Source organism: Nocardia sp. NPDC051756, assembly GCF_040681495.1.
Taxonomy (GTDB): Bacteria; Actinomycetota; Actinomycetes; order Mycobacteriales; family Mycobacteriaceae; genus Nocardia.
On sequence record NZ_JBFAYV010000015.1, the window covers coordinates 49889 to 75638 of the forward strand.

The 25750-nt window shown below is 67.8% G+C and carries 26 protein-coding genes and 1 tRNA gene; 11 read left to right on the forward strand and 16 right to left on the reverse strand.

All coding sequences use genetic code 11. The annotated features are described in order from the left end of the window. Positions 1-53: 53 nt before the first annotated feature. Both AB0M22_RS41555 and kstD read right to left on the reverse strand, forming a co-directional pair. A complete protein-coding gene (locus tag AB0M22_RS41555) occupies positions 54-914 on the reverse strand; it encodes a MaoC/PaaZ C-terminal domain-containing protein (protein ID WP_364738660.1) in 861 nt (286 codons plus the stop codon). Continuing rightward, positions 914-2632, reverse strand: coding sequence for a 3-oxosteroid 1-dehydrogenase (gene kstD / locus AB0M22_RS41560; RefSeq protein ID WP_364738662.1), 1719 nt, complete (start codon positions 2630-2632; stop codon positions 914-916). The genes AB0M22_RS41555 and kstD overlap by 1 nt, the downstream gene beginning before the upstream one ends. A gap of 104 nt (positions 2633-2736) precedes the next feature. Here kstD and AB0M22_RS41565 point away from each other — a divergent pair, with 104 nt between their 5' ends. From AB0M22_RS41565 to dmpG, 4 genes are read left to right on the forward strand one after another with little or no spacing between them, the layout of a single operon-like run. After that, on the forward strand, positions 2737-4371 hold the full coding sequence (locus tag AB0M22_RS41565) for an FAD-binding protein (RefSeq protein ID WP_364738664.1): 1635 nt from the start codon (positions 2737-2739) through the stop codon (positions 4369-4371). Next, a complete protein-coding gene (locus AB0M22_RS41570; protein ID WP_364738666.1) occupies positions 4372-5157 on the forward strand; it encodes a 2-keto-4-pentenoate hydratase in 786 nt (261 codons plus the stop codon). It begins immediately after the preceding gene. Positions 5158-5167: 10 nt separating this feature from the next. Then, a complete protein-coding gene (locus tag AB0M22_RS41575) occupies positions 5168-6079 on the forward strand; it encodes an acetaldehyde dehydrogenase (acetylating) (RefSeq protein WP_364738668.1) in 912 nt (303 codons plus the stop codon). Positions 6080-6090: 11 nt separating this feature from the next. After that, positions 6091-7131, forward strand: a complete 1041-nt coding sequence (dmpG, locus tag AB0M22_RS41580) for a 4-hydroxy-2-oxovalerate aldolase (protein WP_364738670.1) — start codon at positions 6091-6093, stop codon at positions 7129-7131. Between the two features lie 106 nt (positions 7132-7237). On the opposite strand, the gene hsaB is transcribed toward dmpG, so the two are convergent. From hsaB to hsaA, 4 genes are read right to left on the reverse strand one after another with little or no spacing between them, the layout of a single operon-like run. Beyond that, positions 7238-7804, reverse strand: coding sequence for a 3-hydroxy-9,10-secoandrosta-1,3,5(10)-triene-9,17-dione monooxygenase reductase subunit (gene hsaB / locus AB0M22_RS41585; RefSeq protein WP_364738672.1), 567 nt, complete (start codon positions 7802-7804; stop codon positions 7238-7240). A gap of 20 nt (positions 7805-7824) precedes the next feature. After that, on the reverse strand, positions 7825-8730 hold the full coding sequence (gene hsaC / locus AB0M22_RS41590; protein ID WP_364738674.1) for an iron-dependent extradiol dioxygenase HsaC: 906 nt from the start codon (positions 8728-8730) through the stop codon (positions 7825-7827). Then, positions 8730-9608 (reverse strand): 4,5:9,10-diseco-3-hydroxy-5,9,17-trioxoandrosta-1(10),2-diene-4-oate hydrolase, encoded by an 879-nt coding sequence (gene hsaD, locus AB0M22_RS41595; RefSeq protein WP_364738676.1) that lies wholly within the window; start codon positions 9606-9608, stop codon positions 8730-8732. Before hsaD ends, hsaC begins: the two co-directional genes overlap by 1 nt. 8 nt (positions 9609-9616) lie before the next feature. Then, complete coding sequence (gene hsaA / locus AB0M22_RS41600) at positions 9617-10780, reverse strand: 3-hydroxy-9,10-secoandrosta-1,3,5(10)-triene-9,17-dione monooxygenase oxygenase subunit (RefSeq protein ID WP_364738678.1); 1164 nt, start codon at positions 10778-10780, stop codon at positions 9617-9619. A 198-nt stretch (positions 10781-10978) separates the two neighbouring features. On the opposite strand from hsaA, the gene AB0M22_RS41605 reads away from it, so the two are divergent. The 3 genes from AB0M22_RS41605 to AB0M22_RS41615 are packed head-to-tail and all read left to right on the forward strand — an operon-like array spanning position 10979 to position 13495. Further along, complete coding sequence (locus AB0M22_RS41605; RefSeq protein WP_364738680.1) at positions 10979-12202, forward strand: Rieske 2Fe-2S domain-containing protein; 1224 nt, start codon at positions 10979-10981, stop codon at positions 12200-12202. Next, positions 12202-12534 (forward strand): hypothetical protein, encoded by a 333-nt coding sequence (locus AB0M22_RS41610; protein WP_364738682.1) that lies wholly within the window; start codon positions 12202-12204, stop codon positions 12532-12534. Before AB0M22_RS41605 ends, AB0M22_RS41610 begins: the two co-directional genes overlap by 1 nt. 25 nt (positions 12535-12559) lie before the next feature. Further along, entirely contained in the window at positions 12560-13495 is a 936-nt protein-coding gene (locus tag AB0M22_RS41615) for a nitronate monooxygenase (protein ID WP_364738683.1), read from the forward strand. A gap of 2 nt (positions 13496-13497) precedes the next feature. On the opposite strand, the gene AB0M22_RS41620 is transcribed toward AB0M22_RS41615, so the two are convergent. Then, positions 13498-13908 carry a cupin domain-containing protein gene (locus AB0M22_RS41620; RefSeq protein WP_364738685.1) on the reverse strand — a complete coding sequence of 137 codons (411 nt, stop codon included), beginning with the start codon at positions 13906-13908 and terminating at the stop codon, positions 13498-13500. Between the two features lie 102 nt (positions 13909-14010). Between AB0M22_RS41620 and AB0M22_RS41625 the strand changes: the two genes are divergently transcribed. Continuing rightward, positions 14011-14087: transfer RNA gene (locus AB0M22_RS41625), tRNA-His, on the forward strand. Between the two features lie 22 nt (positions 14088-14109). Here the strand turns inward: AB0M22_RS41625 and AB0M22_RS41630 are convergent. Next, complete coding sequence (locus tag AB0M22_RS41630) at positions 14110-15168, reverse strand: saccharopine dehydrogenase NADP-binding domain-containing protein (protein ID WP_364738687.1); 1059 nt, start codon at positions 15166-15168, stop codon at positions 14110-14112. Between the two features lie 94 nt (positions 15169-15262). On the opposite strand from AB0M22_RS41630, the gene AB0M22_RS41635 reads away from it, so the two are divergent. The 3 genes from AB0M22_RS41635 to AB0M22_RS41645 all read left to right on the forward strand — a co-directional run bounded on the left by AB0M22_RS41635 (position 15263) and on the right by AB0M22_RS41645 (position 17416). Further along, positions 15263-16180 carry an AraC family transcriptional regulator gene (locus AB0M22_RS41635; protein ID WP_364738689.1) on the forward strand — a complete coding sequence of 306 codons (918 nt, stop codon included), beginning with the start codon at positions 15263-15265 and terminating at the stop codon, positions 16178-16180. 55 nt (positions 16181-16235) lie between these two features. Then, entirely contained in the window at positions 16236-16487 is a 252-nt protein-coding gene (locus tag AB0M22_RS41640) for a type II toxin-antitoxin system prevent-host-death family antitoxin (protein WP_364738691.1), read from the forward strand. Positions 16488-16555: 68 nt separating this feature from the next. Further along, positions 16556-17416 carry an aminoglycoside phosphotransferase family protein gene (locus AB0M22_RS41645; protein WP_364738693.1) on the forward strand — a complete coding sequence of 287 codons (861 nt, stop codon included), beginning with the start codon at positions 16556-16558 and terminating at the stop codon, positions 17414-17416. Between the two features lies 1 nt (position 17417). Here AB0M22_RS41645 and AB0M22_RS41650 read toward each other — a convergent pair whose 3' ends face one another. The 8 genes from AB0M22_RS41650 to AB0M22_RS41685 form a co-directional block, all read right to left on the reverse strand. After that, positions 17418-18170, reverse strand: coding sequence for a DUF427 domain-containing protein (locus AB0M22_RS41650; protein ID WP_364738695.1), 753 nt, complete (start codon positions 18168-18170; stop codon positions 17418-17420). A 97-nt stretch (positions 18171-18267) separates the two neighbouring features. Next, entirely contained in the window at positions 18268-19515 is a 1248-nt protein-coding gene (locus AB0M22_RS41655) for an MFS transporter (RefSeq protein WP_364738697.1), read from the reverse strand. Positions 19516-19526: 11 nt separating this feature from the next. Beyond that, positions 19527-19970: a MarR family transcriptional regulator gene (locus AB0M22_RS41660; RefSeq protein WP_364738699.1), complete on the reverse strand. Its 444-nt coding sequence runs from the start codon at positions 19968-19970 to the stop codon at positions 19527-19529. A gap of 118 nt (positions 19971-20088) precedes the next feature. Then, complete coding sequence (locus AB0M22_RS41665) at positions 20089-21144, reverse strand: acyl-CoA dehydrogenase family protein (protein WP_364738701.1); 1056 nt, start codon at positions 21142-21144, stop codon at positions 20089-20091. Further along, positions 21141-22154, reverse strand: a complete 1014-nt coding sequence (locus AB0M22_RS41670; protein WP_364738703.1) for an acyl-CoA dehydrogenase family protein — start codon at positions 22152-22154, stop codon at positions 21141-21143. The genes AB0M22_RS41665 and AB0M22_RS41670 overlap by 4 nt, the downstream gene beginning before the upstream one ends. Then, the gene (locus AB0M22_RS41675; RefSeq protein WP_364738705.1) at positions 22151-23293 is read right to left on the reverse strand and encodes an acyl-CoA dehydrogenase family protein; all 1143 of its coding nucleotides are present in this window, start codon (positions 23291-23293) and stop codon (positions 22151-22153) included. The genes AB0M22_RS41670 and AB0M22_RS41675 overlap by 4 nt, the downstream gene beginning before the upstream one ends. Beyond that, the gene (locus tag AB0M22_RS41680; RefSeq protein WP_364738706.1) at positions 23294-24184 is read right to left on the reverse strand and encodes an enoyl-CoA hydratase; all 891 of its coding nucleotides are present in this window, start codon (positions 24182-24184) and stop codon (positions 23294-23296) included. Further along, complete coding sequence (locus AB0M22_RS41685; RefSeq protein WP_364738707.1) at positions 24184-25737, reverse strand: FadD3 family acyl-CoA ligase; 1554 nt, start codon at positions 25735-25737, stop codon at positions 24184-24186. The genes AB0M22_RS41680 and AB0M22_RS41685 overlap by 1 nt, the downstream gene beginning before the upstream one ends. Positions 25738-25750: the final 13 nt, after the last annotated feature.

Here is a 25750-nt window from a genome sequence, read left to right on the forward strand (position 1 = left end):
CACCGAATCGCATGCGATTCGGTGTGCGTCAGATCAAGAGATGTGCGGGAACGTCAGCGGAACCGCAGGGTCACGTCGCCGAGGACGGGCGCGTCGTCGCGCTCGACCGCCGTCGCGGCGATGGTCAGTTCGCCGTCCTGCTGCCAGATTCGGGTGCGGATCGTTTCACCGGGGTAGAGCACGCCCGCGAATCGGGCGCGAAATCCGTTGACCCGGCTCGCATCTGAGCCGAGCACGGTGTCCGTGGCCGTCTTGCAGACGATGCCGTAGGTGCACAACCCGTGCAGAATCGGCGCGGGAAACCCGGCGGCGCGGGCGAATTCGGGGTCCGAGTGCAGTGGATTGCGATCGCCGCACATCCGATACAGCAGCGCCTGCTGCGGCAGCGTCGCCGTGGTCACGTCGAAATCCGGTGCGCGGTCCGGCAGTTCGGACTTGGTGCTCGGTCCACGCTCGCCGCCGAAACCGCCCTCGCCACGAGCGAAGATCGACGAACGCGCGGTCCACAGCGGCGCACCGTCGGACCCGGTGACCGTCTGTTCCTGCACGACCACCGCCGCGGAACCCTTGTCCCACAGCTCGGTGATCCGCCCGGTGCTGGTCGCCTTGCCCGCGGCCGGGATCGGGCGGTGCACCTCTACTTCCTGATGACCGTGCACCACCTTCGCCAGGTCGATGTCGATGCCGGGGAAGCTGACCCGCGGCGGCTCGGTCTCGTGCAGGGTCTGCGCGACGGTCGCGAACGTCGGCAGCACCTGCGGTCCGCGATCGTCGAGATACCGCAGTTCGGCCGGATCGGTCCAGCGCGTGCCTGCCCCCAGCCCGAGCTGATACAGCTGCACGTCGGACGCCGTCCAGGCGAATTCGCGGCCCGGAAGTTCCGCCCCGAGCGCGACTTTCGGATCGATCGACATCAGGACTCCTTGCTGGACGGCAGCGGACGGGTGGGCTGGGCCGCCTTCTGCTCGACGATATCGAGCACGGCCAGGTAGCCGAAGGTGAGCGCGGGACCGATGGTCGCGCCGGGACCGGCGTAGGTGTGGCCCATCACCGGGGTCGAGCTGTTGCCCGCGGCGTAGAGCCCCTGGATCGGGCTGCCGTCCTCGCGCAGCACCCGGCCCGCGGTGTCGGCGACCAGGCCGCCCTTGGTGCCGAGATCGCCGGGCACGATCTTCGCGGCATAGAACGGACCTTGGATCAGCGCCGCGAGGCACGGGTTCGGCTTCACCGTCGGATCGCCGTAGTAGCGGTCGTAGTGGCTGTCACCGCGGCCGAAGTCCTCGTCCTTGCCGGTCTCGGCGAAGGTGTTGAAGCGGGCGACGGTGGCCGCGAGATCGGCCGCGGGAACGCCGATCTTGGTGGCCAGCTCCTCGAGCGAGTCCGCCTTGACGATGTTGTCGTTCTCCAGCCAGCGCGACGGAAAGCGTTGGCCCGGCTGCAATCCGGCGAAGATGTAGCGGTTGCGGTAGCGCTGATCGAAGACCAGCCAGGCCGGGATGTTCTCGCCCGGACCCTCACCCTGCCCGTACTCGCCGCCGTACATCGTGTGCACGGCCTCGACGTAGGGCGCGGACTCGTTGCCGAACCGCTTGCCGGTGGCGTTGACCATGATGGTGCCCGGCAGATTGCGTTCGGCCAGCGCGAACCACGGCCGCCCACCCTTGAAAATGGTCGGACCCCACCAGGCGTCCTCCATGAAGCCGACATCGCCGCCCGCCGCCATGCCCGCGACGATGCCGTCGCCGGTATTGGCCGCCGCACCGGTGGTCCACTCGGTGGTGATGGGCTGGCGCTGGTACTTGGTGCGCAGTTCCGCGCTGTGCTCGAAACCGCCGCTGCCCAGGACCACGCCGTAGCGCGCGGTGATGGTGACCGGCTGGCCCTCGTGCTCGGCCTCGACCCCGGTGACCACGCCGTTCTCCACCACGAGCCCGGTCAGCGGGGTGTTCAGCAGCACCGGCACGTTCGCGTCGAGCAGCCCCTTGCGCATGGCGGCGATGATCGCCTGGCCCATGCCGAGGATGTGCTTGCCGGTGAACTTGGCCCAGTAGGTGCGCGCGCCGACCCGCAGCGCGCGGGCCATGCCCTTCGGATGCCTGCGGATCAGGTTGAGCCGGACGAAGTCGGCCTGCATGACCACCACGTTCAGCGGCGCCTTGGCGTACGGCGGCTCCAGGTTGGCCAGCTCCGCGCCGAGCACCTTGGCGTTGAACGGGGCCGGTTCGCAGGACCGGCCCTCGCCCAGCCCGCCCGGCGCCTCCGGGTAGTAGTCGGAGTAGCCCGGCACCCACTTCATCTTCAGCGGGGTGTGGTCGAGCACGAAGTCGAACGCCTCCGGACCCCGGTCGATGTAGGTGTCGATCCGCTCCTTGGGCACCACGTCGCCGATGATGCTGTGCAGGTAGGTGCGGGCCACCTCGCGGTCGTCCGGTCGGCCGGACGCGCGCAGCGCCTTGTTGCCGGGGATCCAGACGCCACCGCCGGAGCGTGCGGTGGACCCGCCGTAGTGCGCGGCCTTCTCGATGAGCACCACGCTGAGCCCGTGGTGGGCGGCGGTGAGGGCGGCGGTCATGCCCGCAGCGCCGCTGCCGACGACCACCACATCGTATTCCCGATCAATCATGTAGAACACGTTATAGAATGAGGCGGCCGTTGGTCTATGTTGTGTGGCAGAAGACTTACTCGGCTTTCCGTTTGCTGAGAAACTCGTTTCAGTTTCAGACCGGAGTGAAGTACATGGGGTTCGATTGGGACCTGGTTGCCGACGTGGTCGTCGTGGGTTTCGGCGCGGCCGGGGCCGCCGCGGCGCTGGAGGCGGCGGCCGACGGTGCGCAGGTGCTCGCGCTGGAGCGATTCGCCGGCGGCGGGGCGTCGGCGCTGTCCGGCGGGATCATCTACGCGGGCGGCGGGACGTCGGTGCAGCAGGCGGCCGGTGTCGCGGATACGCCCGAGGCGATGTTCGCGTACCTGGAGCGCGAGGTCGGCGACGCGGTGTCGCCGGCGACGCTGCGCCGGTTCGTGGACGGCAGCCCGGCGATGATCGAGTGGCTGAAGGGCCATGGCGTTCCGTTCGAGGCGTCGCTGTGCCCGTACAAGACGTCGTATCCGAACGACAGCTACTACCTCTACTACTCCGGCAGCGAGATCTCCGGCGCGTTCCGGGACATCCCCGCCGCGCAGCGCGGGCATCGGGTCAAGGGCAAGGGTACCTCCGGTAAGCAGCTCACGGGTCCGCTCACCGCCGCCGCCTCCCGGCTCGGCGTCCGGGTCGAAACCCTCACGCAGGCAACCCAACTGATCGTCGACGACGCGGGCTCGGTGATCGGGATCGAATGCCGGTCGCTGCGCGACGCGCCGGGTCGCGTTCGTGATCGGTACACCCGCATGGCGAAGGTCGCGGCCAAGCCGGGCATCTACTACCCGCCGCTGCGCGCCGCGCTGGAGAAGCGCCTCGGCCGGTTGGATCGCCAGTACGGCAAGACGATTCGGGTGCTGGCTCGCCGTGGCGTGGTGCTCAGCGCCGGCGGGTTCATCGCCAACCGCGCGATGGTGCGCGAACACGCCCCGGCCTATCGCGGCGGACTCGCGCTCGGCACCACCGGCGACGACGGCAGCGGCATCCAGCTCGCGCAGCGGGTCGGCGCGGCCACCGATCGGATGAGCAATGTCTCCGCGTGGCGATTCCTCTTGCCGCCCAGCGCTTTCACCGGCGCGATACTGGTCGATGCCGCGGGTCGCCGGGTCATCGACGAGACCAGATACGGCGCCGCGGTCGGCCACGCGCTCATCACCGGACACGACGGCAAGGGCTGGTTGCTCGCCGACGACGAGTTGATGCGGACCGCGATCGGCCAGATCGGCAAGCAGGGCGCGTGGTTCCAGCGCGGGCAGTTCGAGACGATGCGCCGCACCGCCGTTCGCGGCGCGACGCTCGAAGCCGTCGCGGCGAAGGCCGGAATCGACGTGACCGGGCTGCTGGCCACGGTGGACGCGCACAACGCGGCGATCGCGAACGGTTCGCCGGACCCGGTCGGCAAGCCCGCCGAATTCACCAAAACGCTTCGCACCGGGCCGTTCTGGCTGCTGGACGTCGGCATCAAGCCGAGCCTGGCCAATCCGTGCCCGATGCTCACCCTCGGCGGCGTCGTCGTGGACGAACACACCGGCGCGGTGAAATCGACTGCCGGAAACGATATTCCGGGACTCTTCGCGGCCGGGCGGACCGCCGTAGGCATCTGCTCGGAGTCCTATGTCAGCGGGCTTTCGCTGTCGGACTGCATCTTCTCCGGTCGCCGGGCCGGCCGGTCCGCCGCAGGGGAACAGGTGCCCTCCGAGCAACTCGGGGCGCTCGATCGAATGGAAGGAAACTAGGTGCTGTCCGACACGGTACGAACCGCATTGGCCGATGAGCTCGAGCTCGCCGAACGCGACCGGGTGGCGATCGATCCGCTGGTCGCCCGGCATCCGGACATCGATGTGGTCGATGCCTACGAGATCCAGCTGATCAATATCCGGCGCAGGCTCGACACCGGCGCCCGGATCGTCGGGCACAAGGTCGGCCTGTCGTCCAAGGCCATGCAGCAGATGATGGGTGTGGACGAACCCGACTACGGTCATCTGCTCGCGGAAATGGAAGTCTACGAAGACGTTCCGGTCGAGGCCGGTCGCTACCTGTTCCCCCGGGTCGAGGTCGAGGTCGGCTTCGTGCTCGGCGCCGACCTGCCCGGCGCGGACTGCACCGAGGCCGATGTGCTCGCCGCGACCGTCGCGTTCGCGCCGGCCATCGAGCTGATCGACTCGCGGATCAAGGACTGGAAGATCGGCCTGACCGACACCATCTCCGACAACGCGTCCTCGGCCGGTTACGTGCTCGGCCCGGAACGGGTGGCGCCCAAGGATATCGACATCAAGAAGATCGACGCGGTGCTCACCCGCAACGGCGAGGTGGTGGCCGAGGGGCGCAGCGACGCCGTGCTCGGCGACCCGGTGATCGCGGTGGCCTGGCTGGCGCGCAAGGTCGCGAGCTTCGGGGTGCGGTTGAAGGCGGGCGACATCGTGCTGCCCGGCTCGTGCACCCGCGCCATCGACGCTCGCCCGGGCGACGCATTCCATGCCGAGTTCGCTGGACTCGGTTCTGTCCGTTTGCAATTCATCTAGGAGGCTTGTGGTGTCCGACAACGGGACCGTCACCGCCGCGATCGTCGGGTCCGGCAATATCAGTACCGATCTGCTCTACAAACTGTTGCGCTCGGCGGCGATCGAGCCACGGTGGATGATCGGGATCGATCCCGACAGTGAGGGTTTGAAGCGGGCCCGCGGGTTGGGGTTGGAGACCTCCGCCGAGGGCGTGGACTGGCTGCTCGGCCGATCCGAGTTGCCTGACCTGATTTTCGAGGCGACGTCGGCGTATGTGCATCGCGCCGCCGCGCCGCGGTACGCCGAAGCCGGGATCCGGGCGGTGGACCTCACCCCGGCCGCCGTCGGGCCCGCCGTGGTGCCGCCGGTGAACCTCGGTGCGAACCTGGACGCGCCGAACGTCAACATGATCACCTGTGGCGGCCAGGCCACCATCCCGATCGTCGCCGCCGTATCCCGCGTCGTACCAGTGGTTTACGCGGAGATCGTCGCCTCGGTGTCCTCGGTCTCGGCCGGCCCGGGCACCCGCGCCAACATCGATGAGTTCACCAAGACCACCAGTCGCGGCGTCGAAACCATCGGCGGCGCACAGCGCGGTAAGGCGATCATCATCTTGAACCCGGCCGAGCCGCCGATGATCATGCGCGACACCATCTTCTGCGCCATCCCGGAGGATGCCGACACCGACGCGATCACCGATTCCATCCATCGGATGGTCGCCGACATCCAGCAGTACGTGCCCGGCTACCGGCTGCTCAACGACCCGCAGTACGACCCGCCGTCGGTGATCTCCGGTGGCCTGGCGAAGGTTTCGGTCTTCGTCGAGGTCGAGGGCGCGGGCGACTTCCTGCCGCCGTACGCGGGCAACCTCGACATCATGACCGCCGCCGCGACGCAGGTCGGCGAGGTCATCGCCGGTCAGATCGTCTCGGCTCGGGTGTAAGGAGCGAAAACATGGCTTACTCAGCAGAACTCGACATCCGCGTCACCGACACCTCGCTGCGCGACGGATCCCACCACAAGCGCCACCAGTTCACCGCCACCGAGGTCCGCGACATCGTCGCCGCCCTCGACGGTGCGCGGGTCCCGGTCATCGAGGTCACGCACGGCGACGGCCTCGGCGGTTCCTCGTTCAACTACGGGTTCTCCAAGACCCCGGAGCAGGAACTGATCAAGATCGCCGCGGAGACGGCGACCCAGGCCAAGATCGCGGTCCTGATGCTGCCCGGGGTCGGCGTCAAGGAGGACATCAAGATCTCCCAGGACAACGGCGCATCCATCTGCCGCATCGCCACCCACTGCACCGAGGCCGACGTCTCCATCCAGCACTTCGGCCTGGCCCGCGAACTCGGCCTGGAAACCGTCGGCTTCCTGATGATGTCGCACAGCCAGCCGCCCGAGGTGCTGGCCAAGCAGGCCCGCATCATGGCCGACGCCGGCTGCCAGTGCGTCTACGTCGTCGACTCCGCCGGCGCGCTGGTGCTCGACCAGGTCACCGACCGGGTCGCCGCCCTGGTCGCCGAGCTCGGCAGCGACGCCCAGGTCGGCTTCCACGGCCACGAGAACCTCGACCTCGCCGTCGCCAACTCCATCTACGCCATCCGGGCCGGCGCCACCCAGATCGACGGCAGCGCCCGCCGTTTCGGCGCGGGCGCGGGCAACACCCCGGTGGAGGCCCTGGTCGGCGTCTGCGACAAGCTCGACATCAAGACCGGCATCGACTTCTACGCCATCGCCGACGCCGCCGAAGACGTAGTCCGCCCCGCCATGCCCCAGGAATGCCTGCTCGACCGCTCCTCCCTGATGATGGGCTACGCGGGCGTCTACTCCAGCTTCCTCAAGCACGCCGAACGCCAAGCCGAGCGCTACGGCGTCTCCGCCGCCGAAATGCTCGTCCGCGCCGGCCGCCGCAAACTCGTCGGCGGCCAGGAAGACCAGCTCATCGACATCGCCCTGGAACTCCAACGCGAAAAAGAAACCGTCCCCACCGCCTGACCCCCGCTGATGCCGCGGTATCCCACCGCGACATCAGCCGCGCGGGTGACCGAACGCGAAATGGCCGAGAAACCAAGGTTTCTCGGCCATTTTCGATCGCTGTCGCCTACAACCAGGTGTCGAGGGTGGTTGTGGTGAGGAAGTGGTCGAGGTCGGCGCGCCAGGGGGCGGGGGTGGTCTTTTCCGGTTCTATGGCGGTGTATTGGCCGCGGTAGAAGAGGAGGGGGCGGCCGGAGGTGGTGGACTCGGTGAGGGCTTGGACTCGGCCGATGACTATGTGGTGGTCGCCGCCGGGGACGACGCTTTCCACCGTGCACTCGATGGTGGCCAAGGCGTCGTCGAGGACGGGGAGGGTGCGGGGGGAGGTGTGCCAGGGGGCGCCGGCGAACTTGTCGGGTTCGCGGGAACCGAAGCGGGCGCACAGTTCTCGCTGTTCCTCGGCCAGCACGTTGACGCAGAAGCGGCCGGCGGTCTCGATGGCCGCCCAGGAGCGCGACGTGGTGGTGGGGCAGAACAGGACCAGGGGCGGGTCCAGGGAGAGGGCGGCGAAGGATTGGCAGGCGAAACCGATCGGTGCGCCGGCCTCGTCGAAGGTGGTGATGACGGTGATGCCGGTGCAGAACTGGCCGAGCACATTGCGGAAGGCCCGTGCGTCGATTTCGGGATTGCTCATCGTCTCGCTCGCCCTCTCATTCACTGCTGGCGCTGCCCGACCGTGAAGTCGTGGCCCCACAGGCTCACCGCCGTGGATTCGCGGGCAATCCAATCATTGTCGTCGACTTCGAGTCCCTCGCAGCCGAATTCGACATCGAAACCGCCCGGCGTCTTCATGTAGAACGAGAGCATCTTGTCGTTGACGTGCCGGCCGAGGGTCGCCGACATGCGCACCTTCTTGCGCAGCGCGCGGTCCAGGCACAGCCCGACGTCGTCGGCGTCCTCCACCTCGAGCATCAGGTGCACGATGCCGCTGGACGTCGGCATGGGCAGGAACGCCAGCGAGTGGTGCCGCGGGTTGCAGCCGAAGAAGCGCAGCCAGGCGGGGTCGCCGTCGGCCGGTCGCCCGACCATCTGCGGCGGCAACCGCATCGAGTCGCGCAGCCGGAAGCCGAGCACGTCGCGGTAGAACTCCAGCGCGGCCTGATCGTCCTTGGTGCTGAGCACGACGTGCCCGAGCCCCTGCTCCTCGGTGACGAATCGGTGCCCGTACGGGCTCACCACCCGCCGATGTTCCAGCGCCGCACCGTGAAACGCCTCCAGCGTGTTGCCGGAGGGATCGTCGAAACGGATCAGCTCGTGCACCCGCCGATCGGCCAATTCCGCGGCGGTGCCTTCCTTGTAGGGCACGCCCGCGGCTTCGAGCCGGGTCCGGATGTCTTGCAGCTCAGCGGCATTGGCGGTCTCCCACCCCGAGATCTGCAGTTCGTCCTTCTCACCGGGCACAATCACCAGCCGAGCCGGAAATTCATCCATCCGCAGATACAGCGCGTCCGGATTCCCGCCCTTGCCTTCGATCATGCCGAGCACCTTGAGGCCGTACTCGCGCCAGGCGGCCATGTCGGTCGCCTCGATGCGCAGGTAAGCCAGTGATCGAATCCCCATCACTTCTCCTTGGAACCGGCGAGGAAGTCGATTGTCAGCCGGTTGAATTCGTGGAACTTCTCCAACTGTGCCCAATGCCCGCATCCGCCGAACACGTGCAGCTGAACGCGCGGAATCAGTTTGGTCGCGACCAGTGCGCCGTCGAGCGGATTGACCCGGTCTTCCCGTCCCCAGATCAACAACACCGGCTGACGCAGTTTATAGGCGTCGCGCCAGAGCATGCCCTGCTCGAAATCCGCACCGGCGAACGACTTTCCCATCGCCTTGGCCGCGGCCAGCGATTCCGGCGTGCTGGCCGCGGCGAACCGCTGGTCGATCAGCTCGTCGGTGATCAGCGACTGATCGAAGACCATGATGCGCAGGAACGCCTCCAGGTTTTCCCTGGTCGGCTGGTAGCTGAACTTGCCGAGCAGCTTGACGCCCTCGGTCGGGTCGGGCGCGAACAGGTTGGTGCTCAACCCGCCCGGCCCCATCAGCACCAGTTTCCCGGCCCGGTCCGGATAGTCCAGCGCGAACCGCACGGCCGTGCCGCCGCCGAGCGAATTGCCCAGCAGGTGCACCCGCGAGTTGATCTGCAGGTGATCGAGCAGGTCCTTCAGCGCCGAGGAGCTGTGCACGAAGTACTGCGGATGCTCGGTCGGCTTGTCCGACTGTCCGTATCCGGGCTGATCCACGGCGAGCACGTGGAAATTCTGCGCCAGCACCGAGATATTGCGGGCGAAGTTCGACCAGGAGGACGCGCCCGGCCCGCCGCCGTGCAGCAGCACGATCGTCGGCCCGTTGCCGACGCCGGCCTCGTGATAGTGCAGCCGCAGATCCGGGCGCACCTGCGCGAAGCGGGAGGTCGATTCCGCGGTGAGTTCCACGGTAGAGGTCACAGCAGCTCCTAGACCATCGCGTCGACGACGGGCAGCCCGAACTCGTGCTGGCCGTACATCTGGTAAGCCCGTTCCGGATCGTTCGCCGCGTGCACCCGGCCCGCGTGCGCGTCGCGCCAGAACCGTTGCAGCGGTGTGCCGTTCGCCAGCGCGGTGGCGCCCGAGCTCTCGAACAGCTTGTCGATGGCGGCGATCGAGCGTCCGGTCGCCCGCACCTGGTCGCGCCGCGCGCGCACCCGCAGGTCGAACGGAATCTCCTTGCCGGCCAACAGCAGCGCGTATTCGTCGGCGACATTGCCGGACAGCTGACGCCAGCCCGCGTCGATATCGCTGGAGGCCTCGGCGATGCGCACCTTGGCGAACGGATCGTCCTTCGCCTTCTCGCCCGCGTAGGCCGCGCGCACCCGCTTGCCCTGATGTTCGACGTGCGCGTCGTACGCGCCGTAGGCCATGCCGACGATCGGGGTCGCGATGGTGGTGGGATGGATTGTGCCCCAGGGCATCCGGTACACCGGATCGGTGTTCTGCGCGAGGCCCGGCGCGGTCAGCTCGCTCATCTTGCGGAAGCTGAGGAAGCGGTGCGTCGGGACGAAAACATCCTTCACCACAACAGTATTGGACCCGGTGCCACGCAATCCGACCACATTCCACACATCGTCGATGCGGTAGTCGTCGCGCGGGATGAGGAAGCTGCCGAAGTCGACCGGCTTGCCGTCCTTGATCACCGGACCGCCGAGCACCGCCCAGGTGGCGTGATCGCACCCCGAGGACCAGGCCCAGGAGCCGTTGACCAGGTAGCCGCCCTCGACCACCGTGCCCGCGCCCATCGGCGCGTACGACGAGGAGATCCGCACCTCGGTGTCCTCGCCCCAGACGTCTTCCTGCGCCCGCTGGTCGAACAACGCCAGATGCCAATTGTGTACGCCGACAATGCCTGCCACCCACCCGGTGGATCCGCACGCGCTGGCCAGCTTGCGCACGGTGTCGTAGAAGACCACCGGGTCGGCCGCATGACCGCCCCACTGCTTGGGCTGCAGCAGCCGGAAGAACCCGGTCTCCTGCAACGCCTTCATGGATTCGTCGGGGATGCGGCGTAGGTCCTCGGCCTCCTGCGCGCGCTCGCGCAGGGTCGGCAACAGCGCGTCGACCCGTTCGGTCACTTCTTGCGTCATCTCGGGACCTGCTCCTGCCTGGTCAATTGGATAACCGGTACTCATTTGCTTCTGAGACTAGAACAGGTTCTTATTTCTGTCGAGAACGGGTGTCGATCGCGTGTCCTAGATGGACATGTGCAGGAAGTGGCGTGAATCGCTGGCGTGGAACGCCACATTTTTGTAACGTGTTCTAGTACAGAAGGAGGAGGATTCGCGATGGCAGTTACCCCACAGGGGAGCGGTGCGAAGGTCCGGGAGCTAGACGTCGGCACCGTACCCACCCGCTATGCGAGGGGATGGCATTGCCTCGGTCTGGCCAAGTCGTTCCGCGACGGCAAGCCGCACGCGGTGAATGTGTTCGGCACCAAGCTCGTGATCTGGGCCGACAGCAACGACGAGCTGCGGGTGCTCGACGCCTACTGCCGGCACATGGGCGGCGATCTGAGCATGGGCGAGGTCAAGGGTGACGACATCGCCTGCCCGTTCCACGACTGGCGCTGGTCCGGCACCAACGGCAAATGCACCGCGATTCCGTACGGGAAGCGCGTGCCGCCACTGGCGCGTACCCGTAAATGGACCACGCTGGAGCGCAACGGTCAGTTGTTCGTCTGGCACGACGTCGAGGGCAGCCAGCCGCCGCCCGAGGTGACCATCCCGCATATCAAGGGCCCTTACACCGATGCGGACGGCAACCCGGTCGAGCAGCTCGACAGCGGCTGGACCGACTGGACCTGGAACTCCATGCTGATCGAGGGCGCGAACTGCCGCGAGATCATCGACAACGTGGTCGACATGGCGCACTTCTTCTACATCCACTTCGCCTTCCCGACCTTTTTCAAGAACATCTTCGAGGGGCACATCGCCACTCAGTACTTGAACACCAAGGGCAGGCCGGACATCGGGATGGCGTCCAAATACGGCGGCGACACCACGCTGACCTCGGAAGCCTCGTACTTCGGGCCGTCCTACATGATCAATCCGCTGGTCAACCTGTACACCGGCTACGAGGTCAAGAGCGTCCTGATCAACTGCCACTATCCGGTGACCCAGGACTCCTTCGTGCTGCAATGGGGCATCACGCTGGAGAAGCCGCAGGGCGTCGAGGGCGAGATGGCGGACAAGCTGGCCGCCAAGATGACCGAGGGCATCAGCGTCGGCTTCCTCCAGGACGTCGAGATCTGGAAGCACAAGTCCAAGGTCGAGAACCCGCTGCTGTGCGAGGAGGACGGCCCGGTCTACCAGCTGCGTCGCTGGTACGACCAGTTCTACGTCGACCTCGCCGACGTCACCGACAAGATGACCCAGCGCTTCGAGTTCGAGGTGGACACCACCAAGGCGAACGAGGTGTGGGAGGCCGAGGTCGCGGAGAACCTGCGTCGCAAGCGCGAGGCCGACGAGGCCGCGGCCGCCGCCACCGACCAGGCGGAGGCCGGGGTCTGATGGCGGCCACCTGGGCGAAAGCACCCGACTTCGCCGACCAACCGGCGCGGCAGGCCGAAGTGCGCGCCCAGACCGTGGTCGACAAGCAGCGCTATCTGGAACAGGGCCTGACACCGCTGGCGTGTCAGGCCTGCCAGAGCCGGGTGCTGGTGCGCAAGAGCAGTTCGCACCAGACCTCGGTGCAGTGGACCGAGCCGCCGCAGACGCACTGCCCGGTCTTCGCCGAACTCAGCCGGAACGGGGGCGGCCTCGGTCGCCCCGACTCCTGCCCGCAGTTGGAGAAGACAATTAAGTGGGCGGTCGACGAAGGCGTAGTCGAGGTTCCGGACTAGTCACCTGCTGCTCTATTGTCCGGGCATGACTCAGGCTGGATTCACCGAACTTGCGGCGCGGCTGACGATTCCGTTGATCGCGGCACCGATGTTCCAAGTCTCCGGGCCGGAGCTGGTCATCGCGGCTTGCCGGGCGGGCGTGATCGGCGCGTTCCCCACGGTGAATGCCCGTACGACGGAACAACTGTCGGAGTGGTTGTCGGCGATCGATGCCGCGTTGGCATCGGATAACGGGACCCGTCCGGCCCCGGTCGCGGCGAATCTGATCGTGCACCCGGGGAATGCGCGGCTGCTGCCGGATCTCCAGGTGTTGCGCGAGCAGCCGACGGAGATCGTGATCACCTCGGTCGGGACGCCGCGCGATGTGGTCGGCCCGCTGCACGAGGTGGGCTCGCTGGTCCTCGCGGACGTGGCCTCGGTGCATCACGCGTTGCGCGCGGTCGAGTGCGGCGTCGACGGGCTGATCCTGCTCACCGCCGGTGCGGGCGGGCAGACCGGCTGGGCGAATCCGTTCGCGTTCGTCCGCGCGGTGCGCGAATTCTTCGATGGGCCGGTCGTTTTGGCGGGTGGGATCGCCGACGGCGTCGCTTTGCGCGCGGCGATCACCCTGGGTGCGGATCTCGCGTACATGGGCACCAAGTTCCTCGCCACCGCCGAGAGCATGGCCGCGCCCGCGCACAAGGACCTGATCGCCGCGTCCAGCCTCGACGACGTGGTGCTGACCTCCGCTTTCACCGGCCTGCCGACCAACATGCTGGCCGGCTCGATGCAGTCGCTCGGCATCGATGTCGCCGCCTTGCGTGCCGGAACCTTCGACACCGCAGCGCATTTCGCCGATCCCGCCGCACCGAAGAAGTGGTCGGACATCTGGAGTGCCGGCCACGCCGCGTCCGGTGTCACCGAGGTGCTCGGCGTCGCCGAACTCGTCGAACGGACGCGGCGCGAGTACGCCGGGAAGTGAGTTCAGTCCATCTGGAAGTCGGCGAAGTCGAAACCGGGCGAGACGAAGCAGCTGACCAGCACGTATTCGTCGCCCGCGGGTCGCGCCGCCTGACTGACCCCACCCGGCACCACGGCCTGCAGCACCTGGCCGTGCTCGACATCCGGCCCGAGCACGATCTCCTCGCCGCCGATGTTCAGCACCAGCGGGCCGCCGCGATGCCAGAGCCACAGCTCGTCGGAGCGGACGGTGTGCGGCGCGGACTGCTCGCCGGGCAGTAGCAGGAAGTGGATCGCGGTCGCGCTGGACCGTGCGCCGTCATAGCCCTCCGGCTTGAATTCCACGGCACTGCGCCAGGTTTCGCGGAACCAGCCACCCTCCGGGTGCGGTGACAGGTCGAGGGCGGCGGCGAGTTCGGGTCGATTGTCGGTCATCCCATGACTATGCCTGATTCGTGCGCGGCGGTGCGGGGCGTCCCCGGTGAAAAATCAGGTGACCGGAGCTGAACTACCGCGTTACCGTGGCTGAACACCATGGTGGGTGTAGCTCAGTTGGTCAGAGCGCCTGGTTGTGATCCAGGAGGTCGCGGGTTCAAGTCCGGTCACTCACCCCAAAGACGCCGGTGCCTTTCCGGATCAGAGTTCTTCGATGCGCCAGGTGATGCCGAAAGGCGTCAGCGCATCGAGGAATTCGGTCGCGTCGAAGGCTTCGGCCGGGGCCAGCGCGCCCGGCTTGGTGGTGCCTTCCGCCAGCCGGGTGGCCACCTCCACTGCCATCAGCGCCGAATCGCGGTACGAGTGCACGCCGCTCACCACACCGCGGACCGTGCGACCGTCCACCCCGAACGCGTCGACGACCAGGTCGTAACGCAGATCCGCGCTCGGTGCGTCGGGCAGCGAATCGATGATCTCCGCGGTGAAGCCGCTCAGGGTGGCGAGGATCGAAGTGGCAAGCACGCCTTCGACATAGGAAAAGTCGGAGTGGCGCGGGATCGTGAGTACCGGCGGCTGCGGGAATTTCGCCACCGCGGTCGGCGTGGTGTCGCCGGGGAAGGTCATCGAGGAGTGCCGAGCCGTTGCGCCGGTGCGCAATTCGCCGTCCGCGTAGTTCCAGCCGCCGCTGCGGAACCAATCCAGGCTCGCCAGCACCGTCTTCGCGCTGCCCTTGGAGCCGTTGCCGCCGCTCTTGCTCAGATGGCTGACCACGACCTCGGCCGGGCCGTTCACCCGGCGGGTGGTCAGGTAACCGAGCAGGTCACCGGGCAGATTGCTGTCGGTGACGCCGGAGACCAGGCTCACCCCGGCCGCCTCGGCGCGCGGGCCGAATTCGTCGAACACCTGCTTCAGGAACAGTTGCTCGCCGGACATGTCGGTGTAGTGCGCGCCGGCGTCGATCGCCGCGGACAAGACCGCCGGACCGTGCTCCACATAGGCGGGCAGGCTGCTGATCACTACGTCCGCGCCGGTGAACGCGGCGACCAGGGCGTCGTGGTCGGTGAGGTCGGCGACCCGGATCTCGGCGTTCGGGAGGTCGGCGGAGACGGCGTCGGCGCGGATGCGGGATTCGTTGCGGCCCAACAGGATTGGAGTGAGTCCGCGACGATGCAGTTCGGTGAGGACGTAACCGCCTGTGATGCCGGTGGCGCCGTAGACGGCGATGTTCTTGCTGGGTCCGGTAGGGCTCGTTGATGTCATGTAATCAATCTATGAGCGCTGTATGAGTTAACCAATGGCTGTAATACTCGCTGCTATATCTCAAACACTCATTGTGGAGCGCTATGGTGAACGAGTGGACGTTCTCAGTGAAACCATCGCCGCCATCCGCACGGGCAGCCCGACCTCCGGAATGTTCATCCGGCACGCCCCGTGGGGTCGCGACTATCCGGTCGTGCCCGGCGCCGGTTTCCACGTCGTGTTGCAGGGCTCGTGCTGGCTGGTGCCGCCGGGTGGCACGCCGATGGCGCTCGGTGTCGGCGACGTCGTGTTCATGCCGCGCGGCGCGGACCATGTCCTGATCGACAGCCTCGACAGCCCGGTCACCGAGAAGGCGCAGCCAGGGGAGCCGCGAGAGGTCGTCGGAGCCGGGGTGCGCACCGCATTGCTTTGCGGCGCATATGAACTCGGTAGACAACGCACCCACCCGCTGCTCGACGAGCTACCGGAATTCATCCATCTGCCTGCCCGCCCCGGTCGTCATCCCGCGCTGCGCGGCGCGGTCGACCTGCTCGCCGCCGAAATCGCCGAACCACGCCCCGGCAGCGACGCCGCCGTTCCGGCCATCCTCGAAACCCTGCTGCTCTTCGTGCTGCGCGCATGGTTCGATGAGCAGTCCAACGCCCGATCCACCGGCTGGGCAGGCGCTTTCGCCGATCCCGCAGTCGCCGCGGCGCTACGGGCCGTGCACGAAGAACCGGCCCGCCCCTGGACCGTCCCGGACCTCAGCGACATCGCCGGCGTCTCCCGCGCCACCCTCGCCCGCCGCTTCACCGCCACCGTCGGCGAACCACCCCTCGCCTACGTCACCCGCTGGCGCATGCTCACCGCCGCCCGCCTACTCCGCGACACCGACGCCCCCCTCGGCACGGTAGCCCGCAAGGTCGGCTACACCTCCGAATTCGCCTTCGCCAAGGCCTTCAAGCGCGAATACGGCCGCGCCCCCGGCCAATACCGCCGACCCGAAAAACAGCCCCCACTAGTCTCCGTCTGACACTAGGAATGGCCATCTAGGCCGCCGTGCACATCGTGGTGCGTACGCTCCGGATGTGAGTGAGATCAGCAGCTGCGATCTAAGTGCCAACCTGGCGGAATGCATCGATGCCGCCGAGGCTGGTGAACCTGTGATCATTCTCCGCGATGGGATCCCTGCCGCCGCGTTGGTTCCCTTGTCCGTGGTGGAAGCGGTCGATGACGCCGAAGACGGAATGTTGGCGCGGGAAGCCGCTGCCCGACTCGCCGTCGGTGCGCAGACCTCTAGCATGGCCGACGTGCTCACCGACATTTTCGAGGCGAAATAAGCGAAGTGCACCTGTCAGTTCGTGTCTCGCGATCTTTGAGCGGTCTGGTGCGGCAGTAGGTTCGGGAGGTGAACGCGGCGCAGATGATCGATGCATTCGGGGAGGTGCTTGGCCGGTTGCTTCCGGGGGATCGGCTGTCCGAGGTGACGGTGCGTGAGGGGCAGTTTCATTACGTGGTCGTCGGGTCGGAGCGGGTGGTCAGTTTTGCGCGGACCGATGCTGCTGCGCGACGGTTGCCGGCGCGTGGGGCGGTGCTGCGGGCGCTGGCCGGTCTCGATCTCGGCGTGGCCGTGCCGGAGTGTCTGTCGATCGGGCCGTCGGATGGGGGCTACTTGGTCATGACCAAGGTCGCGGGTGCGCCATTGGATGAGGGGATGCTCGAGGATCCCGGTGTCGCGGAAACTGTTGCTCGGCAATGCCATAACCTGCTGCGCAAGCTGTCGATCGCCGGTGGTGACCAACGAGTCCGCGAGATGCTTTCGGCCATCCCTGCCGATCGATGGAGTCGCTTCGCCGAGGACGTCCGCAGCGAGCTGTATCCACTGATGAATATCGCCGGACGGGACCGGGCCGAGCGGGAACTCTCCGCGCTCGCCTCGCTGCCGCATCTGACCGACGGTTTGGTGCACGGTGACCTCGGCGGTGAAAACCTGTTGTGGGACAACGTAGGTGGACTGCCCGTACTGCGCGGCGTCGTCGACTGGGACGGGGTATGCCTCGGTGACCCGGCCGAGGATTTCGCCGCGCTCGGTGCGGGCTACGGCGCGGACATCCTGGATCGACTGCTGGTTCTCACCGACTCCACGAGCGGCGACCTCGCCGGCCGAATAGCCACCATTCAAGGAACTTTCGCCCTCCAGCAGGCCCTCGACGCCCACCGCGACGGCGACGCCGAGGAACTGGCCGACGGCTTGAGCGGCTACCGGTAACTCAGCTGAACGGCGTCTTCGGACGCTCCTGCAACTCTCCGTCGATGTAGGTGTCGACCTTCTCGTTGTAGAAGCAGACCAGTCCCGCGACCTTCTGGCTTTCCGGCAGCGGCGTGCGGTAGCCCCACACATAATCCTGGTACTCGTTGTCGCCGACGCGGACCGTCCAGTAATCGGCGGTGCCCTTGTACGGGCAGCTGGTGTGGGTGTCCGAGGGGTGCAGCAGGTCCATCCGGACGTCGGTCATCGGCAGGTAATACCTTGCGGGCAGGCCGGTTTCGAAGAGAATGCGTGGCGAGTGCGAGTCGGCGACGGTGACGCCGTCGATCTCCACCCGGATATGCCGGGAGCTGCCGAGGATGTCGACCCGGGAGTACGGATCGCGCGGGTGGACGTAGACCGGCTCGTCCTCCTCGAACCACTCGTCCATCTTGTTCCAGTCGAGCCGGACCAGATCGTTCAGCTCGGTCAGCGGGGATTCGTGATAGCGCAGCGCGGCAGCGGCCGCGGTGGTGCCATCCACGACTACGTCGTACTCGGTCGCGTCGCCGCGACTGGGGGAGTGGTGGGACTGGCCGGTCGGCTCGAGTTTCGCCTGGAGATCCGCGGCCCGGATGTAGTAGGTCGGGTAGTGCGGACCTTCCCACACCAGCACCGGCTGCGCCGTATCGGCCACCACCCGGCCGCCGAGGAATACCCGAACTCGCTTCTGGCTGGTTTCGATCTTTACCCGCCCGCGCTGCGCATCGCCCATGACATCCGACGGTACTCCCGGGCAGCTATCCGAGCAGTTATCGCAGACAGAACAGCTGCCTGAACCCTGTGCGGGTCCAGGCAGCTGTGGGTGCGGTTCAGTCGCCGACGGTGATCGCTTCGGCCTCGGCCACGCTGTGCGGCTCCGGGTCGTGGTCGTCGATGTGCGCGAGGGCCGCGCGCCCGGCCAGCAGGACCAGCACCGCGCCCGCGGTACACGCGGCGCCGACCCAGAACGGCAGCGCGACGCTGTGCTCACCGAGCTTGCCCGCCAGGTACGGCGCGGCCGCGCCGCCGGCGAAGCGGACGAAGCTGTAGGCCGCCGACGCGGTCGACCGCTCGACCGGCGCGGAGATCATCACGGCCTCGGTGATCAGCGTGTTGTTCACGCCGAGAAACAGCCCGGCCAGCACGGTGCCGATGATCAGCACCGGCTTGTGCTCGGCGAACGCCGCCATCACCGTGAGGTCCGCGGCGAACAGCGCGATGGACAGGCCCATCATCGGCAGCGAACCGAACCGCCGCTGCAACCGCGGCGCCAGGAACACCGAGGAGAGCGCGAGCAGGATGCCCCAGCCGCAGAAGATGAAGCCGATCGCGTAGGTGCCCATGTCCAGCGGGAACGGGGTGTAGGCGAGCAGCGTGAAGAAGCCGAAGTTGTAGAGCAGCGCGGTGAGGCTGACGGTCAGCAGGCCGCGGTGACGTAGCGCGCGGAACGGCGCGGCGATCGAGGTGTGGTGCGTCGGCTTCGGGCCTTCGGGCAGCAGCACGACGATGCTGACCAGGGCCACGGCCATCAGTACGGAGACGCCGAAAAACGGTCCACGCCAGCTGATTCCGCCGAGCACGCCGCCGAGCAGCGGGCCGGTCGCGATGCCGATGCCGAGCGCGGCCTCGTAGAGGATGATCGCCCGCGCGACGCCGCCGCTGGCCGCGCCGACGATGGTGGCGAGTGCGGTCGCGATGAACAAGGCGTTGCCCAGACCCCAGCCCGCGCGGAACCCGACGATCTGCGTGACGGTGTCGGACAACCCGGCCAGCGCCGCGAACACGATGATGATGGCCAGACCCGCGACCAGCGTCTTCTTCGCGCCGAACCGGCTGGACACCACGCCCGTGATCAGCATGGCCACGCCCGTCACGAGCATGTAGCTGGTGAACAATAGCGACACCTGCGACGGCGAGGCGTGCAGTTGTTCGCCGATCGGTTTCAGGATCGGGTCGACGAGCCCGATACCCATGAATGCGATCACGCTCGCAAACGCCACGGCCCAAACGGCTTTCGGTTGCCGGTTGCTCGTGCTGGGTTCCGCGCCGGCGGCGCGATCAGGAGCCAGTGTGCTCATTGATCTTCCCTCTATATCGGATGATGCTGTGGCGTAGCCGTTTTCAGGGCCTCCAGCAGTTCGTTCAAATCGGTGTCCATGCGGGCGAGGCGGGCGGTGTCGAACCCGTCGAGCCGCGTGGTGAGCGCGGCGGCGAAGGCCTGCCGCGCCTGGGTGAGCCGGTTGCGTCCGGCCGGGGTGAGTTCGACGACGACGGCCCGGGAATCGGCCGAGTCCTTGCGCCGGGTCGCGAAACCATCCGCGACCAGCCTGCCGATCAGCGTCGTTGCCGCCGGCTGCGAACATCGGTCGATCCTGGCGAACTCACTGACCCGCACGGCGCCGTGTTCGTCGAGCACCGCCAGCGCCCGCAACACCGCCCGCGGCAGGTCGTCGCCGCTGATCACCCCGGCCAGCCGAGTGAGCCTGCCCGCGGTTACGAGTAGATCGACGACAATGTCATCCGCTGTGTTCACCTGAGCCTGCTGCACCTAGATATTATTACATAAGCTAACTATATATGTCCCGTGAACTCGGTCACGAATACGGCAAAGCCCCGGTACGCAGCGCATACCGAGGCTTTGACCAGGAGATTCAGGAGCTGTGTGCGACCGGGCGAGCGGGTGTGCCGAAGAGGTGGGTGTTGGCGTGGGCGCGTTTGAAGAAGAGGTGGGCGTCGTGTTCCCAGGTGATGGCTATGCCGCCATGTAGTTGGACGGTTTCGGCGACGATGGTGGTGAGGGCGTCGGAGCAGTGCAGGCGGGCGACCCAGACGTCTTCGGCGGCGGTGGGGGTGCGCTCGGCTACCGCGAGGGTGGCGGCGGCGGAGGCGGACTTGGCCGATTCGAGCAGGACGTACATGTCGGCCATGCGGTGTTTGAGGGCCTGGAAGCTGCCGATGGGGCGGCCGAATTGGACTCGGGACTTGGTGTAGTCGACCGTCATGTTCAGGCAGTGTTCGGCGGCGCCCACCTGCTCGGCGGCGATTGCGGCCCAGGCGATTTCGCGCAGGCGGGCGCTGGCCGGTTGCAGGCCGGCGGTGCCGAGGCGGCGGGCTTCGGCCGTGGCGAAGGTGATTTCGGTCAGTTTGCGGGTGGGGTCCATGGTCGGCACCACGCGCCGGGTGACCCCGGTTGCGGCGGGGTCGACCTCGAAGAACCCGGTCGGCGTGATCACGATCAGTGTGTCGGCGATACTGCCGTCGAGCACGTATCGCGCTGTGCCGGTAAGGGTTCCGTCCGCTTCGTGGACTCCGGGCTCATCCCAGCCGTTTTCGCCGGCCCAGCACACCGCGAGCGTGCGCGAACCCTCCGCGACCTCGGGAAGCAGCCGCCCGCATGCCTCTTCGTCGGCAGACAGGAGCACGGCCTGCACGCCGAGGATCGCGGAGCCGAGCATCGGGACACCGGCCAGGGTGCGGCCGAGTTCGCCGACCACGAGCAGGGATTCGACCAGGCTCGCGCCGATGCCGCCGTATTCCTCGGGAATGGCCAGCGCCGCGACGCCGATCTGTTCGCACAGTCGCTGCCACAGGGCCGGGTCATAGCCGAGTTCGGTGTCCATCGCGGCGCGCACCGCGGCCGACCCGGCGTGCTTGGTGAGCAGAGCGCGCACCGAGGCGGTGAACTCCTGATGTTCGGTGCTGGTCATGCCGTCCCTCGAAGTTGCCGATCGGCGCGCAGCGCCTGCGCGATCCGCGCCCGGTGCAGATCCGGTGTGCCCCAGGCGGACCGGAGCGCGGTGACCTTGGTCAACCACAGCGACAGGTCGTATTCGGCGGTGTAACCGATCGCGCCGTGCACCTGTAGCGCCGCCCTGGCCGCCCGGTAAGCCGCGTCGCCGCAGGCGATCACGGCGGCCGAGACATCGCGGCCACGCGTCGGCTCGCCCATGGTGAGCGCGGCGCGGTAGAGCAGCGGCTCGGCCAGATCCAGGCCGATCAGCACATCGGCGAGTTTCTGCTTGACCGCCTGGAATTCGCCGATCGGCTTGCCGAACTGCTTGCGCTGCTTGGCATATCCAGTAGTGGAGTCGAGCAGCGCGCGGCCGGCCCCCAGCAGCTGTGCTGCGCAAGCCAGTGCGCCGGTATCGAACCCGGTGGCAATCGCGTCGGCAACGCCCTCGGCGACCGACTCATCAGGTGCCACGGCGAACAAACGGCGCGCCGGATCGATCGACCGCACCAGCCCGGTCCGATGCCCGGCGTGCAGCTGACCCCCGTCCGCGATCAACACCACCTCGGCGCTGTCGGCGTCCAGCGCCACCGCGCTGTGGTCGGGCGAAGCGAAAGCGATGGTGCCCAGCTCGGTGCCCTCGGCGAAACCGGGCAACCAGCGCGCGGCCAGCTCCGGGTCCGGAAGTGCTTGCAGCAGAGCGGGTATCGCTGCCGCGGTCTCCACAAGCGGACCCGGCGCGGCAGCGCGGCCGAGTTCGACGAATGCGACCACCAGATCGATCGGCTCCGCACCGACCCCACCGTGTTCGTCATCGATGGCCAGACCGAGGACCCCCGCCCCGGCGAGCTGACGGATCAGCCCGCGTCCGGGCCGCGGATCCCCGGTCGCCCAGGCGCGCACGGCGGCGGGTGTGCGCCCCGCGTCGAGCAGCTTGCGCACGCTGGTGCCGAAGTCGAGTTGTTCGGGACTGAGCGCGAATCTCATCGGCTGCTCCCTCTCGGTAGTCCGAGCAGCCGCTCGGCGATGATGTTGCGCTGAATCTCGTTGGTGCCCGCGTAGATCGGGCCGGACAGCGAGAACAGATAGCCGTCGGTCCACGATCCGGACCGTTCGGCGTGCGCGCCGAGCACCTCCAGCGCGGTCTCGTGCATGGCGATGTCGAGTTCGGACCAGAACACCTTGGTGATCGAGGATTCCGCGCCGAGCTTGCCGCCCTCGTTCAGCCGGGTCACCGTGCTGAACGTGTGCAGCCGGTAGGCCTCGCTGCCGATCCAGGCGTCCACCACGGCATCTCGCTGCCCGGTGTTCGCCTCGTCGCCGGTCTCGAGCCACAGCTCGATCAACCGCTGCGACGTCGCGCTGAACCGCCCCGGGCTGCGCAGCGACAGGCCGCGCTCATTGCTGGACGTGCTCATCGCCACCCGCCAGCCCTCGCCGGGCGCACCGATCACATCGCGATCCGGCACGAACACCTCGTCGAGGAAGATCTCCGCGAAGCCGGGCTCGCCGTCCAACTGCGGAATCGGCCGCACCGCAACCCCATCCGCGGACAGCGGGAACATCACATAGGTCAGCCCCTTGTGCCGCTCCGCCTCCGGATCGCTGCGGAACAGCCCGAAGGCCCAGTCCGCGTAGGCCGCTCGCGAACTCCACGTCTTCTGCCCGCTCAGCAGCCAGCCGCCGTTGGTCCGGCGCGCGGTCGAGCGGATGCCGGCCAGGTCGCTGCCCGCCTCCGGCTCCGACCAGGCCTGCGCCCAGATGTCCTCGCCGCGCGCCATCCGCGGCATGATCCGGTCGAGCTGCTCGGGCGTGCCGTGCTCGAAAAGCGTTGGCGCCAGCAGGAAGATGCCGTTCTGGCTCACCCGCCCCGGCGCGCCCGCGGCGTAGTACTCCTGCTCGAACAGCACCCACTCCAGCAGCGAGGCATCGCGGCCGCCGTACTCCTGCGGCCACGCGACGACGGAGAGCCGCGCATCGGCGAGGGTGCGCTCCCAGGCGCGGTGCGCCTCGAACCCGGTCTTGGTGTCCATCGAGGGCAGCGGCTGCGCGGGCTTGTTGGCCGCCAGGAACTCCCGGACCTCGGCCTGGAATTCCTGGGTCGCCTGGTCGATCTCGAGATCCACTTACTTCGCCCCGTTCTCACCGGTCGAAGCCGTCGAAGCCGCCTGCGCCTTCATCGACTTCGCGTTCATACCGCCTAGCGAATCGGCGCCGACCTCGGCATTGTGCGCGTGCGCGAAGTGGTGCAGCCCGAACACCGAGTCCATCCCGGTGCGCATGCCCATCTGATCCTCGGCCTGGTTGACCGCCTTCTTGGTCAGCGCGAGCCCGAATTGCGGCATGGCGCCGATCTTTTCGGCCAGCGCGAGCGTCTCGGCCTCGAGTTCGGCCCGCGGCACCACCCGGTTGACCATGCCCCATTCCTTGGCCTGCGCGGCGCCGAACCGGTCCCCGGTGAACAGGAACTCCTTGGCGGCCCGCGGCCCCATCACCCACGGGTGCGCGAAGTACTCGACCCCCGGAATGCCCATCCGCACCACCGGATCGGAGAAGAACGCGTCGTCCGAGGCGATGATCAGATCGCACACCCAGGCCAGCATGAGCCCGCCCGCGATGCACGCGCCCTGCACCATCGCGATGGTCGGCTTGGGGATCTCCCGCCAGCGCCGGCACATGCCGAGGTAGACCTCGAGCTCGCGGGCGAAGCGCTGATCGCCGCCGACCCGGTCGACGTGGTCCCACCACAGCGCGGCCTTGTTCGGGTAATGGATGTGGTGATCGCGTCCCGGGGTGCCGATGTCGTGCCCGGCGCTGAAGTGTTTCCCGTTGCCCGCCAACACGATCACGCCGACCTCGGGGTCCTCGACCGCCCGCTCGAAGGCGGCGTCGAGCGCGTAGGTCATCACCGAGTTCTGCGCGTTGCGGTAGTCCGGCCGGTTCAGCGTGACGATCGCCGTGCGGCCGCGCACCTCGTAGGTGACCACGTCACCCTCGTCCGGGATCGGTTCCGACATTACGAAATCTCCTCACGTAGTTGACGCTTGAGCACTTTCCCGGCGGCGCTGTAGGGCAGCTGGTCGCGGAATTCGATGAACCGCGGCACCTTGAAGTTGGCCAGCACGGTGGTGGCATGGGCGAGCACCTGGTCGGCGGTGAGCTGCGCGCCCGCCTTGCGGACCACGAAAGCCTTGCCCACCTCGCCCATTCGGGTGTCCGGCACGCCGATCACCGCGGATTCGGCGACGCCGTCGAGCCGCGCGAGGGCCTGCTCGATCTCGGCCGGATACACGTTGAACCCGCCGGAGATGTACATGTCCTTGAGCCGGTCGGTGATCTTCAGGTAGCCGCGCTCGTCCACCGTGCCGACGTCGCCGGTGTGCAACCAGCCGTCGGCATCGATGGTCGCCGCGGTGCTTTCGGAATCGTCGAGGTAGCCGAGCATCACGTTCGGCCCGCGCAGCAGCACCTCGCCGTTGGGCGCGAGTCGCAGTTCGAAGTCGGCGATCGGGCGCCCGCAAGTGCCGGAGATGGTCTCGGCGTCGTCGTCCGGGCGGCACATGGTGCCGAAGCCCGACGCCTCGGACAGGCCGTACGCGGTGATGACCACCTCGAAGTCGAGCTCGGCGCGCATCCGCTCGACCAGCACCACCGGCACGGTCGCCGCGCCGGTCACCGCGACCCGCAGGGTGCCGAGGTCGAACTCGGTGCGGTCCGGGTAGTCGAGCAGCGTCTGATAGATGGTCGGCGGCCCGGGCAGCACGGTGATCTTCTCCTCGCTCACCAGCCGCATGGTGGCGGGCACGTCGAACACCGCCTGCGGGATGATCGCGGCCCCGGTGACCAGGCAGGCGAGAATGCCCGCCTTGTAACCGAAGTTGTGGAAGAACGGGCTGACCACCAGATACCGGTCGTCGCGGGCGAGCGTCGCGCACTCGGCCCAGGCCCGCACCACCGACAGCGCCTGCCGGTGCGCGATCACGGTGCCCTTGCTGCGCCCGGTGGTGCCGGAGGTGAACAGGATGTCGGCGGTGTCCTCGGGACTCACCGCCGCGGCTCGCGCCTCGGCCTCCGCGAGCGTGGCCTTCTCGGCGACCCCGGCCAGCTCGGACCAGTCGAACGCGGTCTCGTCGCCGGTCGTCGTGCCCGGCTCGACCGGGATGACGACGACCGTCTCGATATCGAGTTCCGGTGCGGCCTTGCGCAATTCGGCGAGCCGATCGCGGCCGAGGAAGGTGCCTGCGATGAACAGCGCTCGCGCGTCCACCCGGGCCAGCACGTCGGCGGCCTCGTCGGCGACATAGCGGGTGTTCAACGGCACCAGTGACGCACCGACATAGTGCGCGGCCAGCGCCGCGACCACCCAGTGATGGGTGTTGGGCGCCCACATGGCGACCCGGTCGCCCGATTGCACGCCGCGCGCGATCAGCGCCCGCGCCACCTCCTGGACCGCCGCCAGCAGCTGGGTCCAGTCCAGTCGCACCGGGCCGTCGGCCAGGGCGGGCGCGGTGCCGAACGTGCGCGCGGCATGTTGCAGCGCCAGCGGTGTCGTCAGTGCAGGGGGTGTCACGGCTGTCCTTACC